Here is a 16,849-nt window from a genome sequence, read left to right as displayed (position 1 = left end):
CGTGGGGTTTTTTGCGCCTGCAACAAGGGCAATCTTTACTGTTAGGCCGTGACCAACCCTACCAACAGGCCCTGTTTGAGTGGGATGCCACCGTCGCCACCCGTCATGCCGAATTGCACTTAACCGCCACCGAGCTGCATATCCGAGAGTTGCACACCGATTATGGCCTCACCATCGCGCCTGCACAGTGTGAACCTCACAGCACCGCAGACACCCTCTTAACCAACCTACTGCAACCCTTTTCACAGCCCTTAACGCCGCTGCCCGCCACGGCGGCCTTGGAGCTATTAGAGCAGGTTAACGCGCAGCGCAGCCAAGAGCCCTATCACCCCCTTAACCGGTTTGGCCAGCCCGGTGCGCTCTTAGAGTTGCCCCCTCACGTGCAACCCATATTGGTCGGTGATCTACATGCGCGGGTGGAAAATCTGCTTACCATCCTGCAATGGGATGGCCTGCTCAGTGGCATTGCCTCGGGACAACAGGCTTTGATCATTCTGGGCGATGCGGTGCACTCGGAACTGGATGGTGAGATGGAGAACATGGAGAGCTCCATGCTCATGATGGATCTTATCCTGCGTCTTAAATCGCTTTTCCCCAACGGGGTATTCTATCTACGCGGCAACCATGACAGCTTTTTAGCCAGTGTCTCCAAGGGTGGCGTCCCCCAGGGTAAACTGTGGCAGCATGCCCTCTTAGAGCAGCGTGGCGAGGCCTATGTGGCGGCGATGCAGCACCTTTATGAACACCTGCCCCTGGTGGCTGTGGGGCAAGCTTTTCTCTGCTGCCACGCAGCACCTCCCAGAGCCAAGGTGACACGTTCCATGATTACCGATGCCTACGCCTATCCAGGTTTGGTTAAAGAGCTGCTCTGGAACCGCATTCGTACCCAATATCTGCTGCATGGCTATAGCAAACGAGATATCCATCGTTTCCGTAAAAGCATGGGCTGCACCCCACAAACGCCTTTTATTGTTTCGCATAATCCTATGGACCGTCGCCAATCGCACTGGACCAACGCCTGTGACATTCCCCTTTATCATATTTTTTTCAGTGGTCTGACCTCAGATATTGGCTTGTTTGTGGGCGTTGGCCACGAAATGATCCCCCTTACTCTACCATGTCAATCCATGGTGCACGCCCACCCCTAGACAGAACCACCACCATACAGATGAACCGGCAAAAAAAACGCGATGGTGCAAGGCCATCGCGTTTTTTTTTGGCAGGATCACACCTTCAGGACCCAAAGATACCTTTGATGATGAAAAAGATCGCCGCAGCCAGCAATCCACCTGCCGGCAGGGTAACCAACCAAGAGAGAAAGATTCCGCCGATCACCCGCATATCCAGCGCCCCAATACCCCGGGCAAAGCCCACTCCCATCACCGCACCCACCGCAATTTGGGTGGTCGAGACCGGCATACCGGTTTTAGACGCCAACACCACCGTTACCGCAGAAGCCAGCGTCGCACAATAACCACGGGTTGGGGTCAACTCGGTAATCTTGGTACCGATGGTCTGCATTACCTTGTGGCCCATGGTCGCCAGACCGATCACAATGCCCACCCCCCCAAGCACTAAAATCCATACCGGCAAGGAGGCCTTTTGCGCCACTTCACCCCCAGATTGTACAATAGAAACCACCGCAGCCAACGGACCAATGCCATTGGCCACATCGTTAGAACCGTGGGCAAAAGCCATGGCACAAGCGGTGAACACCATCATGGGCATAAATACCTTTTCGACACTGGCAAAATGGTATTCTCGATCGGCCTCTACATCTAGCTTAACCTTATCAATCATACGCTTGCCCATATAGGCCACGATTAAACCGATCAATGCCGAGATGAAAAAGCTCTCTGCCATACTAAAATCGAGTTTAAGGTGTTTCAGACCTTTCCACAACGTCACCAGGGCGGTAATAAAACCCACCATAAACACATAGAGAGGACCCCACTTGCGCGCGGATTGAAAAGGATTGTCGGTATTGAGGATCAGCTTGCGAATGGAGATCATCAACATATAGGCGATGCCACCCCCCACAATCGGTGACACAATCCACGATGCCGCGACGGTACTAATTTTTTGCCACTTCACCGCATCCGGGCCAATGCCCACCACCGCAAAACCCACAATCGCCCCCACGATGGTATGGGTTGTTGAGACGGGCCACCCCTTGGACGAGGCAATCATTAACCAAATCGCCGCAGCCAGCAGCGCAGCAAGCATTCCATAAACCAAGAGTTCAGGATTATTCGCGATGGGTGCCGGATCAATAATACCCTTACGGATGGTTTTGGTAACCTGTCCCCCCGCGATAAAAGCACCTGCAAATTCAAACACTGCCGCGATTAAAATGGCCTGTTTAACCGTTATAGCACCCGAGCCGACCGATGTACCCATGGCATTGGCCACATCATTGGCACCAATACCCCAACACATGTAAAGGCCAAATATGATGGCCAAAAACATAAATATGGTACCATGTTCCTGAATTATCTCCATCGTGCGATCCCCTGTTTGCGATGTGCGATCTCTATTAACGTGCGATAAGAAGACGCAGGCGATCCCCCACCTTCTCTGCATTATCAGCCAGTTCACCAATCTCCCGAATCATCTGGTAGAGCATAATGGTAATCACCGGGTTAAGATCTTTCTCTCGCTCAAACAGTGATTGGCACAGCGCGATACCCAACTTATCGGTTTCGCTCTCTAGCGTACCCACCTCACCCAATAAGCGCTGCACCCGTTCCGACTCTCGGCCACCAAATCCTGTTTCCAACAGTTCATCGAGCTGCTCGATTGCCTCACCCGCCTTTTCGCAGGTTCGTACGCAGTGCTGGGCCAACGCTTTAAAAGCACCACACATACCCGCCGGTGGCACCAGATCCACCCGCAGGGTGAGCATACCTGCAATCTCTTGGGCGGAATCTGCTATGGCATCCTGCACCTCTAACAGTTCCAGTAGGTCCCGCCGGGCCACCGGCATAAACAGTGAGTTTGGCAGATGTGCACGCAGATCGTTTTTTAGGGCATCGGCCTGATGTTCCAATTCAAAAATGGATGCTTTGACTTGGTTTAAGGTTTCGCGGTCATCCTGTTCCAGCGCGTCAAAGAGTGCCGGTACCAGTTGTGCGCACAAAACGACCTTACGCATATGTTCTTGCATGGGTTTAAAGGGCGAACGCCCCAATAATGAGGCTAAGGGATTCGTTGTACCCATCGTCTTTCCTCTCCGCTCTAGCTCTACTTAAATGTATCGTTATTGGACAGCATGCCACCCACATCCATCCGCCACAGGTTGCATAACCCCTGCAACACGCACAGGGAACGCTTAGTGTCGATTCATGAATGCAACAGGCCTTTGCGTTGTTTGGGCAACGATTGGCTTAAAATTCTGTCATTGGATTGTACTTTAAATTAAGATGCCCTCTTATTGTGACAATGTGCCACCTGTATTTGTGAAATTTTAATGTCGACTTGGTAAAAATAGCGGTTTTTAAGGGTGAATATTAAGATATACCTACCGATAAACCTGTATAGGTGCCTGACTCTGCCCAAATACGATCGTTGTAAATATCCATTCGGCGTCATGTACCCGCGCGTCACCGTGCGATCCCCCCTGGCAAAGGGCGAACCCGCACATGAACCGTCTGGGTTAAATAGGTAGCGCCATTGGGCGTGGTGGAAAATCCACCCTAGGGAGGGATTAATGCAGGATCATGAGCAGTGCAGTTTCAGCCAACACCAACATGCTCAGCAGGGCAATGATCATCCGTAACCATTGGGTTGTTTCTACTTTTTGCCCCAAAAGTTCCGAAAAATTGGAGAGTTGCCGCCGTAAAAACAGGGTTTCCGAAGCGGTTTGTAAATGCTGTGCCAACCGCTCTAAAAAGTTGCGATCTTCTGCCCGGAAAGCGCGGCCATCTGTGGTATTGCGCACCAAAATCGCCCCTGATGCCCCTGCCCTAGAGAGGTGCGGAATGGGTACACAAAGGGCGTTGCGCATCTCTAACTCTCCATCTTGGGCAGGTTTCTGTTGCCCCTCGCCCAGCTCGAAAACTTGGTGCAAACCGGTGTGGATTACTTGGCTCACCAGATCACAGCCTAATGATTTCTGGCTTTTACAGCGCGCTGTGGTTTTTTCTTCAGCGTTGCTACTCACCAACCACAAGGCCTCACTATCTTGTTGACGGATAAAGATGGCACACTCCTCTACCTGCAAAATGGTGGGCACCATCTCCACAAACAGAGCCATAAGGTCACGGTTGGAGCGCTCGTTCCACGAACGGTTAAAGACGCGCTGGCGAAGTTGTACCTTATCTAGGGTCTGTAAAAGCTCTTGGGCAGAGAGTTTATTGATCGGTTGGGTGGCGCATTGTGGGCTATCAATGACCATAGGTGGGGCGTCCACCTCTGTACGCACCAGCACCCGCATACCCTCTTGGTGCATAAATTGAGCAAGCTGTTGGTAGATGCTCAGCTCTAACCGCACTTGGGCTAAGCTCAAATCCTCTTCTACGGTGTGGCTTCTGGCTTTGGCCCGCTGTTGCCGCCGTTGATACATGACTTCCGCATCTGGCAATAAAAATTCAAACAAAAAACGGTTGCGAAAATCCGTTGCCAGAGGGCCCTGCTTGCGGGGTGGTAATACCAAGCGAAAAAGGTCGATCTCCAGAAAATCAGGATGATCCAAACTTTTCAGTTCATACACAGGTACCGCACGCTCAAACCCCACAAAGGGTATAAGAAAATGTACCTCACGAGGGCGCATGTGCAGTACCGGCTGTTTCCACCATCCCTTTTGGGTTAGGTCGACCACCCCCTCTTCTGACCAACCATCCAAATAAGCTATCAAAGTACTCTTCCCCGATCCTGGTGGACCGGTGACAACCAGATCACGAAACGATACGGCCTCGGGATAGGTAATCCCCTTAATCAACTTATGGGTCGTGAAGGGGCGTAATGGTAGTCGGGTATCATCCATCTATTGACGCTCCTTAGTACGCATGGGCCAACCCTGTTTTTTCCAGATCATCACACTCACGTGATGGTGCGGTGACACCATGGTAACGCTTTCATCTGCCCAGGCAGATAATCCATAAAAAAACGATAACGTATTAAAATTTTGCAATATTTATTTATTAACTAAAACATTTTATGCCACGTTAAGGCTCACCATCGTCTGGCTAGACTCTCGCCTAGATCACACGCATATTAAATGACCGCATACATTTTGTAAATTTTATGTGACAATGACGTGGAGATATTGATATGTTTGTACAGAATAGAGCGCCTCTCTAACAGGCCATGCGCTGCTACCTGCTCTATTGTTCCCACATCTATTGATCAGCGTTTCAATTAAGAGCCACTTTTATGCTGCGTAAGATTTTTCTGCCCATCATCTATCTTCTGCTGGCCTATGGATTTTGGCTGAGCCCGGATTTTAAAGAGATTGCCGCCGGGGTTGCCATTTTTCTGTTTGGCATGATCTCTATGGAGGAGGGATTTCGCGTCTTCTCTGGCGGGATATTAGAAAAAATCCTTCGTCACACCACCAATCGCACCTGGAAATCTTTGGGATTCGGCATTGTCAGTACCACCATAATGCAGTCCAGCTCATTGGTCTCTGTCATTACCATCTCCTTTGTTAGTGCGGGGTTATTGGGTTTACAAGAGGGTATTGGGATTATTTTTGGTGCCAATTTGGGCACCACCACCGGCGCTTGGTTGGTGGCCGGTTTGGGGTTGAAGGTCAAGATCTCCGCTTATGCCATGCCCATGCTGGTATTTGGCATTATCGGTATCTTTCAAAGTACCAAGGCTGGTCGTGGATTGGGCTACATTTTAGTGGGGCTTGGTTTGCTGTTTCTTGGTATCCATTACATGAAGGAAGGCTTTGAGACCTTTAAATCCGCTTTTGACCTCGCCCGCTTTGCCGTAGGGGGATGGCAAGGTTTGCTGCTGTTTACCGGTATTGGCATCTTAGCCACCGTGGTCATGCAGTCCAGCCATGCCACCTTGGTGCTTATTATCACCGCGCTGGCCGCCGGGCAGATCACTTATGAAAACGCCTTAGCCCTCGCCATTGGTGCCAATATTGGCACCACCATTACCGCCATCATTGGCTCCCTTACTGCCAATGCGGCGGGTAAACGCTTGGCTATGGCCCATTTGATTTTTAATATTCTCACCGGCCTACTGGCGATCTTATTAATGTCACAGCTTATATTCATGGTGGATAAAACCAGCGCCTTGGTAGGCATTGCGGCGGATAATTACACCCTTAAACTGGCTGTTTTCCATACCCTGTTTAATCTCTTGGGTCTGATGGTCATGTTACCGTGGTTGCGGTTTTTGGTCACTTTCCTAGAGAGCCGCTTAAAAGATCAAAAACATGCGCTGGCCACACCCCATTATCTACACCAAGCCAACCGGACCATTCCCGTTGCATTTTTAGAATCCATTCGCATGGAGATTATCCACCTGTACGATAATGCTGTAAGCATCTCCATACAGGCCCTAAATTTTACCCCGCAAGATTTTAAGGATCCTATGGATGCCTGCGATTTGGCTAAAATACGTCGCCAAGTGGTCGCAACCGATATGGACCAATACTATGAACAGCGCATCAAGGGGCTTTACGGCACCATTATCGAGTTTTCCAGTACCCCAGATTTTATTATGTCTGCGCAGATGAGCTCTCGCCTGTTTGACCAACGTATTGCCTGCCGCCGGGTGGTCGAAGCGGTTAAGGATGTCAAACATATGCGTAAAAATTTGGTCCGCTATGCCGATGGGGATAATTTAGCCATACGCGATGAGTACGACAAAATTCGTGGGCAAATGCTTGATCTGTTTCGCTCATTGCACGAGATCCGTCAAGAAGCCGCTACCCAAAACGATGCCCTAACCGTGCTCTCCCTGGACACCCTGCGGGTGCGTATTGAAGAGAGTGATGTGCTCGCCAATGATGTTTTGGATTCGCTCATTCGCGAAAAACGCATTACCGATACCATGGCAACCTCACTGATGAATGATAGCGCTTATGCCTATGATATTGCCAAACGGTTGATTCAGGTTGCTGAAACGGTTTTTCTGCCGTTTAATGAAGAGCGACTGCGTGAGGCTGAACAGGCCATTTCTCTCTCGGATGACGAGTTGGAAGCGGTGATGGACCATGGCGGTAAGCCAACCCAATGAACCGCTGGCCTCCACGTCATCCCTTGATCAGGAGGCCCAACCATGGACATGTCAAAAATTGTAACACGGCTGAAAAATCTTTTTGATTCAAGCAAATCCAAAAAAAAACAGCAGTGCGATGACATGCAGGAAGTCTTGAAAAAACTGAAAAAGAAAGAGAAAAAACTTCAGCAGCAGATTGCTGACGAAAACAGTGACAAAAAGAAAAAGCGTCTAGAAAAAGATTTGCGCGTCTTGCAGTCCCATTGGAAAAAGGCCGATAAAATCTGCCGCAGCATTAAAAATTAATGGCAGACACACCCCCTGGCCAACGCCCACGCACGCTCCAGCCCAACCACCTAATGGTTAAAAGATCACAGCTCCTGGGCATGCCGGAGTCGCGACTACCGCTGTTTATGGGTTTAAACCATGCTCACCCCAGCACCTATTTACTTATTTAAAAAAGTGCTCCTGCACGGTAAACACCACCTCAATGACAATCAGCACCACAATGGCCCACTCCAAAAAGAGAGCGTGGCGGGTTTGGTGCAGTTCTAACAGGGTTTGTGCGGTATTTTGAATCAGCCCCAATTTACGCTCCAAAATGGCCTGCCGTTCATGAATTTCATACTCCCGTTCCATACGGTTAAACAGCGCCTCCATATCTGGGCGATCCCATAACATCTCCGGTTTTTCCCCGATTTGAGCCAGGCCAACCATGCGATTTTGTACATGTAAGGCCTCTCCAATATGCTGAACCAACCCATGTTCCCGGCGTGGAAAAGTATGACCCTTACGCATGGCTAAACCGAGCGGTTCCATCTTTTCTAAGGTTTGGGAAACCTGCTCTTCATACACCGCCAACAACACACTCTTGGCCAAAACATCGGCGATCAATTTAAGTCGGTCGGTATCAAAACTGCTGAGCAGCATTTTACCATGACTGAGCAGACCCGCCTGTTCGGCTGTGGTGGTACGTTGTAGTACCAACGTCTCCTCATGCAGTTGATTCTCCTCACTGGGTTCCAAACGATCCCCAAGTTGCTCAACCAACCCCTCAAAACGGGGGGGACTGGTGTGAAAAGCCACCGCCACGCCAAACCGATAGAGCACCACCAAGCCCCCTTCAGGATTGACCGTCATGGGTGGCTGCCACGGGTATTTGGTACCCGTCGCCAAGGGTTGAATGCGTTGCCCAAGATAGCTAGCCTGGGCAATCAACGATTCTTCGTTAGAAAGATCGTAGTGTACTTCTTTGGACATCAGACCATTCCTTCAATTGTGTGGATCCTGCTTGGCGCTTAGGTCGTGGGCCTAGAAGGGTCAGCGAGGGCTTCCAACGTTTGTCGAATCACCTGCCGCCCACGCCAGATGACCATCTCCTGCCAACTGGCCGAGGGGGGGTTAAAGAAATCCTCTAACTGCTTGCGCCAATGCTGCATGGTTGGATGATTCGTCGCTAATTTTTGTCGGTGACACCAATGGTCCCCTTGCAAAACCTGCAATAGGGTATCAAAGGGACCGGTACCAAACTCTAGCGTCACAAAGCTCAAGCGCTCACCAAAGGCGGCCAACCAACCATAGTCGGTAAGGCCATATCGCACCCCAGAGGCGGAACCCCCCAATACCGGATGGGTTACCGACGCCCCATACCAACGCTGGGCGCGCTGACTGCCGACCCCACCAGGGGGTAGATCACAGATAAGCTCACCATAACCGTGGGGACCAATACCCGTATGGATATCTACCACGGCAATCTTAACACGCTGGGTCAACCCAAAGTGCTGCCATATTTTTTCCAGCGTCTGGCGGGACCAACTGGGCTCAACCCCCCCATAAAATAGGCCGTGGGGATCACTATATTGACCCGCAGCCACCCCATGATCATAGCGAATTTCACCATGCTGCTGGCGATAGGCGGTGCGTTGCGCTTGCGCGTGTTGGAGGCTTGCTGGGTTTAATTCCCGGGGCAGTATTGCCTCGGCCAGCGCATTATAGTCCTGATTGAAGGGTAAGGGAGAAGCAAAATCGACAAAATTTCGATTAAGATCCACCCCCTTTTCATCCACCCGCCGCCCCCAGGAGAAACCATAGGGATTAAGCCCGTGTATGAGTAAAATTTCTACCCCCGCTGGTAGATTCTCCAACAGAGCATGCCGCAACAGGTCGCTCTGTAAGGCCGAGCCGGCAGGCCCCTCCACCCCATGACAGGCCGATGTAATCACCAAGGTAGCGTGGCACTGGGCATGCCCAAGGCGCACCACATCCATCGCCAGCTCTTCGCCACGACTACCACGCAGAGGATGCACATAAGCCATGTGACGATGGGGGCAGCCTTTAGCCGCCGCTAAAAAATGCTCCCGTAGTTGTTGGTAACTGGTGGCGGGAAAAAGCCGCTCAGTCAGTGATTCCACAACAGGCAGCGGTCGGTAAAGGGAGAGTGGAACGGTATGATCCATAATCAACCTCAAGATCTAAAACCAGATCGTCAACCCCACAGGGCGGGGTCATGCCCTTGCACGATGATGCGCCCACTGTTGATGCTACGGGGCTGGTGCTTAATTCTCGTCCACAGTTATGGATTCCATCCGGGGTGGACGCAGCAACACAGCGGCCTGTTGACGGGCTTTGCCATAGCTCATCATACCCACAAACGCCTCACAGGGAATGGGAATGCCGATACATTCGGTGGAGGTTTGGCCCTTTTCATCATCCAAATCTGGTTCGTGAACATAGACAAAACCATGGTTAATGGCCGCCACAATCACCCAATGGGGCGCTTTGCTACCGGAGAGTCGGTAGGCGCTGATCAAGACCAACACCGCCCAACCCGCCTCTAGGGCTGCGGAGATTTCCTCTAATGTCATGGGTTCTTCTTGCACGTTGACGTCATGCTGGTGCAGCACATCGATAAAATTGCTCTCCACCAGCCGAATCACCGATTTTTTATCCGGGTGGCGAACCGAATCCACAAACAGATCTTTACCCACAGAGGTATGGATGCGTACCTCATAACCCCGGTGCAGGGCTGCCACAGCCAGGCCGTGGGGTCCACAGCCACCATGCCCAGAGGTCATAAAAATGGTGGTGGACTCCCGCCATAGCTGCAACTCTAGCGAACGATCCAGGGCAAGCTCGGGAAAAAATCCACCCATTGCCATCATCAGCGAAGCCGGACCACAGGTAAAGGGTAGGGATTGGGCATAATAGGGCCAAGGGGTATCCCCCGGTTCCAGATTGCGCAACAGAGATTTTTCCATGCGCACGGCTTCGGCAAAGCCCTCATCCTTATCAATAAAGCGTTCGAAAGGTCGGTACCCACGGTTTTGATAAAGGGCAATGGCGGCCTCATTATCTTGATGCAGTTCCAACCGCACCCAGGCGGTTCGGTGTTCTAAGGCGGCCTCTTCCAATGCTTTGAGCAGCAACTTAGCACGCCCACCACCGCGCATCTCCGGGGCGACTGCCAGGGAATAGATACGCGCCAGTTGGGCACCACGGCGCAACAACAGCACCCCATAACCAGAGAGGGTGTGGTTCTCTTCTACTGCGACCAGAAAAACCGCATGGGCACGTTGAATAAAGTGGCGAAAACTGCGACGACTGATGCGGTCCCGGCTAAAACAGGCTCGCTCCAGCGCAACCAAGGCCGACAGATCTTCTAGCGTGGCAGGGCGCACCCTGGACATCACACAGCTGTTCATGGTGTGTGGAACCTCACCCAAGGTGTAAACGGGGACCCATTCGATCAACACAATGTTGTGTTCTCAAAGACCAAACCAACGACATATAACTTAACTTAATCTTATGGCAACAAAAAACAACCCAAACCCACTGTAAGCTACCCTTGATTGCCCACCATACTATCACATTTTGGCTAAAAATGGCTTTTTTCCACCCCTGTGGTTACCAACCATGCTCAGCTAGGAGCCGGACACCAATCTCCTTACATACCGCGATCTGGCACAAATCAAGAGGATGCCAAAAAGTGCTGAAAATGGAATAATCGTGCATGGGCAATTATACGTTATCTCTCCGCAGAGTGTCCTTGTCTGTTTTAGACACCATAACCTGTTCCAGCACTCAAAAATTGGCTGATGCCTGCGGGAGGATTTGACGTCATTCATTAACACAACTGGAGGATTGTTTCTCTCGGTTTATGCCGCCCCAAGAGCTGGATTATCAAACGGTGGGTGCATTGGCACTCTTGTCGCGGATGGCCGAGCTGGTCCCATGGCAGGATATTACTCTATTTTTGAGGAAAAATTGCTTTCTTGAACAGCCTGTTTTGTGCTCTCCACATGGGTTGGCTGCAAATAATCGTAACCAGCTTTTACTGCTATACCGAAGATGACACCGAAGATGACCAAGAATAGACTCCAGATAATGTCTTTCCATTTTTTGATCTTCAAGCTTTTTTTATGTTCACACAGTTCTTGACCAGCATACAAGACTGATTCATGCAATTTCTTTAATTCATCCACATCCTGAACGTATTGATCAAAAGTATCGTCTGTAATTCTGCCGATGTCTTTTTTGCCACGCCTATCCGCAGCCTGCTTAGTTAACTGGTTAAGTTTAATTTTAAGCATATAGTAATTAGGAATAACATCTGAAACTGTCTCCATCGTATATCCACTTAAATTCGCACTGATATGCTCTCGTAAGGAAAGAATAGTGGCGTCTAGAGCATCGAATGCTGCCCTATACAAATGTCCTATTGATTTTCCGATATTTATATCTCTATAGCCATCCAGGTCTTCTATATCTGCTGACTGAGCTGAGAGGCGATGATAAAGAACCCGCATAAGATGGTCCATGCCATCCCGAAGCTCTTTATATACTAATATATCGGCTTTATGATCTACTTGAATTTCTTCGGCATAAGCTATAAAAACTTTGATCTGGACATATCTTTCAGCAAGCATCCTGAGCGCATCAATATCATCTTGCGACAATCCATGCTCTTGAGGCGAGTTCTCTCGGCTTTCCATAAATTAAGGGAGGTTTAAGTGACGGACCTTGTCAGCCCATGCCTTAGACTCTTCAGGACTAAAAAACCTTCCAGTCGCAAGCCGCACCGAGCCACGCCCCTTCGATGCATAAGAGGCTAGTTCCTGATAGCTAATTTTATCAGGAAGATCCTTGTACGGCTTATTGGCAACCTCAGAGAGGTTTCCCATCTTCAAAGCTTTTTTGAGGATTGCCGTTGTCTTATCAGACAGGTTCATTGTTATCCTCTCGAATGGAACTCAATCACACTCCGACCGGGAAGTATTGGGGAAGGATGTATCTGATGTCAATGAAAAACCGTTGGCCTCAAACATGATCCCTAGAAAATCACTTAGCTCTCCTCACGGTCGTCATGCAAAGTTCGATTTTTGCTAAATCGCCTTAACTTAGTGCCATTCCCCCCGGACACCAATCACCTTACATACCGCGATCTGGCACAGGCAACTGGTGGTTCATATAGTAAAAGAGCAGCGCGGCCAAGGCATGCAACGAATCCATATGAATACGCTCATAACCGTGGGAGGCATCCAGCCCAAAACAGACCAACGCCGTACGGATATCATTCCCCGCTTCCAAAGCTGCGGCGGCATCGCTACGGTAATACCGAAACACGTCACGGCTGTGCATAATCGCGTGCTCTTTGCACAGATCCAGCAGATGGTGGGTCAGGTGGTAGTCAAAGGGACCACTGGAGTCTTTCATGGCAATGGTCACCCCAAACTCACAGGTGTTCTGTCCCGGGGCCAGGGTGCCATTATCCACCGACACCAACTCCGAGATATCTCCATGCAGAATATGGGAGGCCCCCACCCCCACCTCTTCCGAGATGGTAAACATGACGTAGACCGGGGCTGGTAAGGTGATATCCTGTGCCATAATGGTTCGTACAGCCGCCAGCATCGCCGCAACCCCCGCCTTGTCATCCAGATGGCGGGCGTTGACAAAACCGGACGCACTCACCTCCGGTGCCGAGTCCACCGCCACATAATCCCCCACATGGACACCCAGCTTCATCAAATCTGCAACGCATTGCGCCCGCTCATCCAGCCGTAACTCTACATAGTCCCAACCGGCAGGTTGGCTATCAATCGCCTCATTATAGACATGCCCCGATGCCTTTAAGGGCAGCAGCGTACCCCGCATATGGCGGCCCGATTCCGCCATTAATGTCACCCGTGCCCCTTCGGCAAAACGGCCATTCCAATGACCAATGGGCGAAACACTTAAACGCCCATTGCCTTTGAGCTCCCGCACCATAGCGCCCAGGGTATCCAGATGCGCCACCACGCCGCGCACCCGCTTTTCATCCTTACCCGGTAGCGTGGCGCGAATCGCCCCCCGGTGGGTCAACTCATACTCCACCCCCAATTGGGTTAACTCATGGCACACCCACCGCACCACTTTATCGGTCATGCCCGATGGACTGGGAATGGTCAACAGTGTCAGCAGCGTTTCAAGCAGATAGTCTGTATTGATGATAGGCGCGTTACTCGCGTGTTGATCGCTCATCTTGGCCTGTTACCCTCGGTTGCTCACCCCATTAGCCACCCTGCCCTAGCCTATTTTTTGGGGATGGGACATTTAAATATCTCAGCCGTTACATAGTGGTTGAGGGTATAGGTGCTCTGCTGCTCCTGCACAATCCAGATATGGTTACCCCCCCGTAAGCGGGCCAGCCGTTTGACATCCTCTAGGGCACCCTGACGCCCTTGACCGCTGGCGGCTCCGGCCCCCTCGACCATATCTAGAGTCTGACAATGGGTAGGACGCTGGGGCACTACCACCACCGTTGGCTGCGCGTCTGGCCCATGGGCAACCGGTCTCTGCGCCCCTATAAGCCCATTGACACAGCCACTTAGCAGAGCAATTGGGATAAGAGACGCCAACACCAGCGTCGCAGCCATGCTCCCCCGCCTGCATTTTTGCCAAAGCCCAACCGGGCACGCTATAGATCGCTTGGGTAAGGAGCGGCTTCTCATACCTTGGCTAGCCCTACCGATCACAGCGTTTAAGCATACGTATGGCTTTGGAACTGCCTTTTAGGGAGAGTTCAAACTCAAACATGTGGCTGCCATTATAGAACGCCAACTGCATGGAGCGTCCCTTCGCCGCTTGGTTTAGTAGATCAGCAGGCACCTCAAAATAGCGCCAACGCCACACCTCTTCCCGGCCTGCACTCTCTTTGGCAAAGTTAATGCGCATTTTGCGCTTGCCATCAAAACCGATGCGTAGGTTACTTTTGGCCTCACCCACGGTGCGCCGTTCGGTAAACAGCTCACCAAAAAAGTGGGGCGAGTTAAACAGTCCCAAATAGGCCATGGCATTGCCTTTTTTGGAGAAGGTGATCTCTAATTTGCACACCCGTTTGCCATCCACCTTATACTGCCGCACCGTATAGGGGCCTTGCTCATAGTAAATTTTATGACGGGTGGCCGCTTGAGCAGGCATAACCAAACCAACCATACTCAGCAATAACAAAATTTTAAACCAAGGCATTGATGCTTCTCCCTTTATACTGGTCTCTTCCGCTTGATTTTAGCTGGGTTATTGATGGCACCCTCATCCATGGCACCCATCATTTAGGTCATTTGCGTGGTAGCTGTCTGCCTTGCTCTAGAGCCGCCGACGCGCAAAAATGCCCCTGTTGCTTTGTTCTAGGGGCTAAGAAACACCGGTGCCTTGCAGCACCTCGTAATGCTGTTGGGGTTGAGGATCTTGCCAGTAGCGGTCGATTACCCCGTAGGCCAAACCCACCAATAACACCAAACCAACCATGCGTTTAATAAGGCGTGCGCGTTCCCCGCGGTAAGACCCACCACGATGGAGATTGGCAGAACGGTAACGGTTGCTGGTTTGCCATCGATGCCGCATGGGTCTCTTTCCTAGGCTTCGGTTGATACGCAGCGGGGCAGCGTGGTTTGTGGAAACAGCATATCGATAAAGCGTTTAGCGGTTGGCTGGGGCTCATGATTGGCCAACCCTGGGCGTTCATTGGCCTCAATGATCACATAGTCGGGACCCTGCACATCGGGTACTAAAAAATCCAAGCCCACCAAAGGCATATCCAATACCATGGAAGCCTGCTCAGCCGCTTCACGCAAGGCAGGGTGCAACTGCTCTGTCACATCATGAATGGTACCACCGGTGTGTAGATTGGCCGCTCGTCGCACCAAAAGCTGCTGCCCTTTATCTAGGATGCTATGCATCTCCAGCCCCGCTTCTTGGACGCAGCGTTGGGTTTCACCATCGAGGGGAATGCGACTCTCCCCTTCGGTTGCGGCAGCACGGCGGCGACTTTGCCGTTGGATGAGCGCTGCAATATTGGAGTGACCATCGCCCCGGATCATCGGAGGCTTACGAACGGCAGCGGCCACCACCTCATGCCCGATTACAATGATGCGCAGATCGTCCCCCACCACCAGCCGTTCCAGCAACACCTGCTCACCATCCCCCTCTTGCTGGGCTTTGGCAATGGCTTGCTCCAGACTGGTCAGATCCCGCACATCGACACTGATTCCCCGGCCTTGTTCCCCCCGCACCGGCTTAACCACCACCGCACCATGCCGCGCTAAAAAGTTTTCAACCCGCTCCCCCTTACCCACCACCATCTGTTCTGGAACCTGCAAACCGGCACTTTTGAGTAGACGACTGGTGAGCCGCTTATTGTCACACACGGTCATGGCGGTGGCACTGGTCAGGCTGCTCAGGGACTCCCGACACAACACGGTTCGACCCCCAAGTTTCAGGCGGAACAGCTCTAAACTTTGATCCAACACCTCGACACTAATACCGCGACGGCGGGCTTCATCCACAATAATACGGGAGTAGATAGAGAGATTGGCCTCAGGGGCCGGACCAGAAAAGAGTCGCTCGTTGATGGGGTTTTTATTTTTTAAACAGTAAACCGGGATCTGCTTGAAACCCAACTTGTTATAGAGTGCGATGGCCTGTTCGTTATCATGCATCACCGACAGGTCCATATAACCGCGGCCCTGCTGCCAAAAGTGATGGGCCAAGGCACGTACCAGTGCCTCACCCACACCACCAATGGCTGTCTTGCGATCCACCGCCAAGGCCCACAGACTGGACCCATTTTCTGGATCATTAAACGCACAGCGGTGGTCTACCCCATTCACCACCCCCACAATCTGCTCACTCTGCTCATCAATGGCGATCAAAAACAGGGGGGCGCAGCCCTCCTGCCCATCCAACCGAAAGCCCGCTCTTGGTGGCACCATACGGCGGGTTTCGTAGAGTTGCCGTACCACCGCCATATCTTGTTCCCCACGGATGGGAAGGATACTCAGTGCGGCTGGCGGCGTAAAATCCTGCCAAGGATCTTGCGTCAACGCCAGCCGGTAGGTGTGTGAGGGGTCCAGGAACAGCTCTTGTGGATAGAGGGAGAGCACCACATGGGGATCCCGCAGATAGAGCGCCACATTACGCTGTCCTGGTTGTTCGGCACGCATGGCCTGACAGAGCGCCTGATTGTCACTAAACGTCTGACCAAACACCAGTTTACCCCAGCCACAGTCAATGACCGCCTCATCCAACATGGCCGCTGTGGAGTCATGGGGTTCCCCCCAGTTTTTGAGGGAGGCTAATGTGGCCTGTACAAACAGGCGGGTATCACTCTGGTCAGCAGCCATCACGTTCC

General features: G+C 51.5%; 16 protein-coding genes. 3 read left to right on the top strand and 13 right to left on the bottom strand.

Translation table 11 applies throughout. The features are described 5' to 3' along the window. Positions 1–11 precede the first annotated feature (11 nt). A complete protein-coding gene (locus tag MMC1_RS01195; protein ID WP_011711930.1) occupies positions 12–1,148 on the top strand; it encodes a metallophosphoesterase in 1,137 nt (378 codons plus the stop codon). Between the two features lie 85 nt (positions 1,149–1,233). Here MMC1_RS01195 and MMC1_RS01190 read toward each other — a convergent pair whose 3' ends face one another. The 3 genes from MMC1_RS01190 to MMC1_RS19410 all read right to left on the bottom strand — a co-directional run bounded on the left by MMC1_RS01190 (position 1,234) and on the right by MMC1_RS19410 (position 4,984). Further along, the gene (locus MMC1_RS01190; protein ID WP_011711929.1) at positions 1,234–2,502 is read right to left on the bottom strand and encodes an inorganic phosphate transporter; all 1,269 of its coding nucleotides are present in this window, start codon (positions 2,500–2,502) and stop codon (positions 1,234–1,236) included. Between the two features lie 34 nt (positions 2,503–2,536). Continuing rightward, complete coding sequence (locus MMC1_RS01185; RefSeq protein ID WP_011711928.1) at positions 2,537–3,220, bottom strand: TIGR00153 family protein; 684 nt, start codon at positions 3,218–3,220, stop codon at positions 2,537–2,539. 486 nt (positions 3,221–3,706) lie between these two features. After that, on the bottom strand, positions 3,707–4,984 hold the full coding sequence (locus MMC1_RS19410) for a GAF domain-containing protein (RefSeq protein WP_011711927.1): 1,278 nt from the start codon (positions 4,982–4,984) through the stop codon (positions 3,707–3,709). A 389-nt stretch (positions 4,985–5,373) separates the two neighbouring features. On the opposite strand from MMC1_RS19410, the gene MMC1_RS01175 reads away from it, so the two are divergent. Together MMC1_RS01175 and MMC1_RS01170 are read left to right on the top strand one after the other, a co-directional pair. Further along, complete coding sequence (locus tag MMC1_RS01175; RefSeq protein WP_011711926.1) at positions 5,374–7,200, top strand: Na/Pi cotransporter family protein; 1,827 nt, start codon at positions 5,374–5,376, stop codon at positions 7,198–7,200. A gap of 42 nt (positions 7,201–7,242) precedes the next feature. Then, on the top strand, positions 7,243–7,488 hold the full coding sequence (locus MMC1_RS01170) for a hypothetical protein (protein WP_011711925.1): 246 nt from the start codon (positions 7,243–7,245) through the stop codon (positions 7,486–7,488). A 144-nt stretch (positions 7,489–7,632) separates the two neighbouring features. On the opposite strand, the gene MMC1_RS19405 is transcribed toward MMC1_RS01170, so the two are convergent. The 10 genes from MMC1_RS19405 to ngg form a co-directional block, all read right to left on the bottom strand. Then, positions 7,633–8,442, bottom strand: coding sequence for an RMD1 family protein (locus MMC1_RS19405; protein WP_011711924.1), 810 nt, complete (start codon positions 8,440–8,442; stop codon positions 7,633–7,635). A 38-nt stretch (positions 8,443–8,480) separates the two neighbouring features. Continuing rightward, positions 8,481–9,638: a M14 family metallopeptidase gene (locus tag MMC1_RS01160; protein WP_011711923.1), complete on the bottom strand. Its 1,158-nt coding sequence runs from the start codon at positions 9,636–9,638 to the stop codon at positions 8,481–8,483. A 99-nt stretch (positions 9,639–9,737) separates the two neighbouring features. After that, a complete protein-coding gene (locus MMC1_RS01155) occupies positions 9,738–10,883 on the bottom strand; it encodes a GNAT family N-acetyltransferase/peptidase C39 family protein (RefSeq protein ID WP_011711922.1) in 1,146 nt (381 codons plus the stop codon). A gap of 540 nt (positions 10,884–11,423) precedes the next feature. After that, positions 11,424–12,137 (bottom strand): hypothetical protein, encoded by a 714-nt coding sequence (locus MMC1_RS01150; RefSeq protein WP_143711323.1) that lies wholly within the window; start codon positions 12,135–12,137, stop codon positions 11,424–11,426. 39 nt (positions 12,138–12,176) lie between these two features. After that, positions 12,177–12,410: a hypothetical protein gene (locus MMC1_RS01145; protein WP_041640575.1), complete on the bottom strand. Its 234-nt coding sequence runs from the start codon at positions 12,408–12,410 to the stop codon at positions 12,177–12,179. A 199-nt stretch (positions 12,411–12,609) separates the two neighbouring features. Continuing rightward, positions 12,610–13,701: an osmoprotectant NAGGN system M42 family peptidase gene (locus MMC1_RS01140; RefSeq protein ID WP_011711920.1), complete on the bottom strand. Its 1,092-nt coding sequence runs from the start codon at positions 13,699–13,701 to the stop codon at positions 12,610–12,612. A 50-nt stretch (positions 13,702–13,751) separates the two neighbouring features. Then, the gene (locus tag MMC1_RS01135; RefSeq protein WP_041640573.1) at positions 13,752–14,096 is read right to left on the bottom strand and encodes a DUF4156 domain-containing protein; all 345 of its coding nucleotides are present in this window, start codon (positions 14,094–14,096) and stop codon (positions 13,752–13,754) included. Between the two features lie 88 nt (positions 14,097–14,184). Continuing rightward, positions 14,185–14,688 carry a hypothetical protein gene (locus tag MMC1_RS01130; RefSeq protein ID WP_011711918.1) on the bottom strand — a complete coding sequence of 168 codons (504 nt, stop codon included), beginning with the start codon at positions 14,686–14,688 and terminating at the stop codon, positions 14,185–14,187. Between the two features lie 165 nt (positions 14,689–14,853). Further along, positions 14,854–15,063 carry a hypothetical protein gene (locus tag MMC1_RS01125; protein ID WP_041640568.1) on the bottom strand — a complete coding sequence of 70 codons (210 nt, stop codon included), beginning with the start codon at positions 15,061–15,063 and terminating at the stop codon, positions 14,854–14,856. Positions 15,064–15,074: 11 nt separating this feature from the next. Next, positions 15,075–16,841 (bottom strand): N-acetylglutaminylglutamine synthetase, encoded by a 1,767-nt coding sequence (gene ngg / locus MMC1_RS01120; protein WP_011711917.1) that lies wholly within the window; start codon positions 16,839–16,841, stop codon positions 15,075–15,077. Between the last annotated feature and the right edge of the window lie 8 nt (positions 16,842–16,849).

This window comes from Magnetococcus marinus MC-1 (assembly GCF_000014865.1).
GTDB lineage: Bacteria > Pseudomonadota > Magnetococcia > Magnetococcales > Magnetococcaceae > Magnetococcus > Magnetococcus marinus.
Note: the sequence above shows the minus strand (reverse complement) of the source record. Positions and strands in the feature narration are given on the sequence as shown.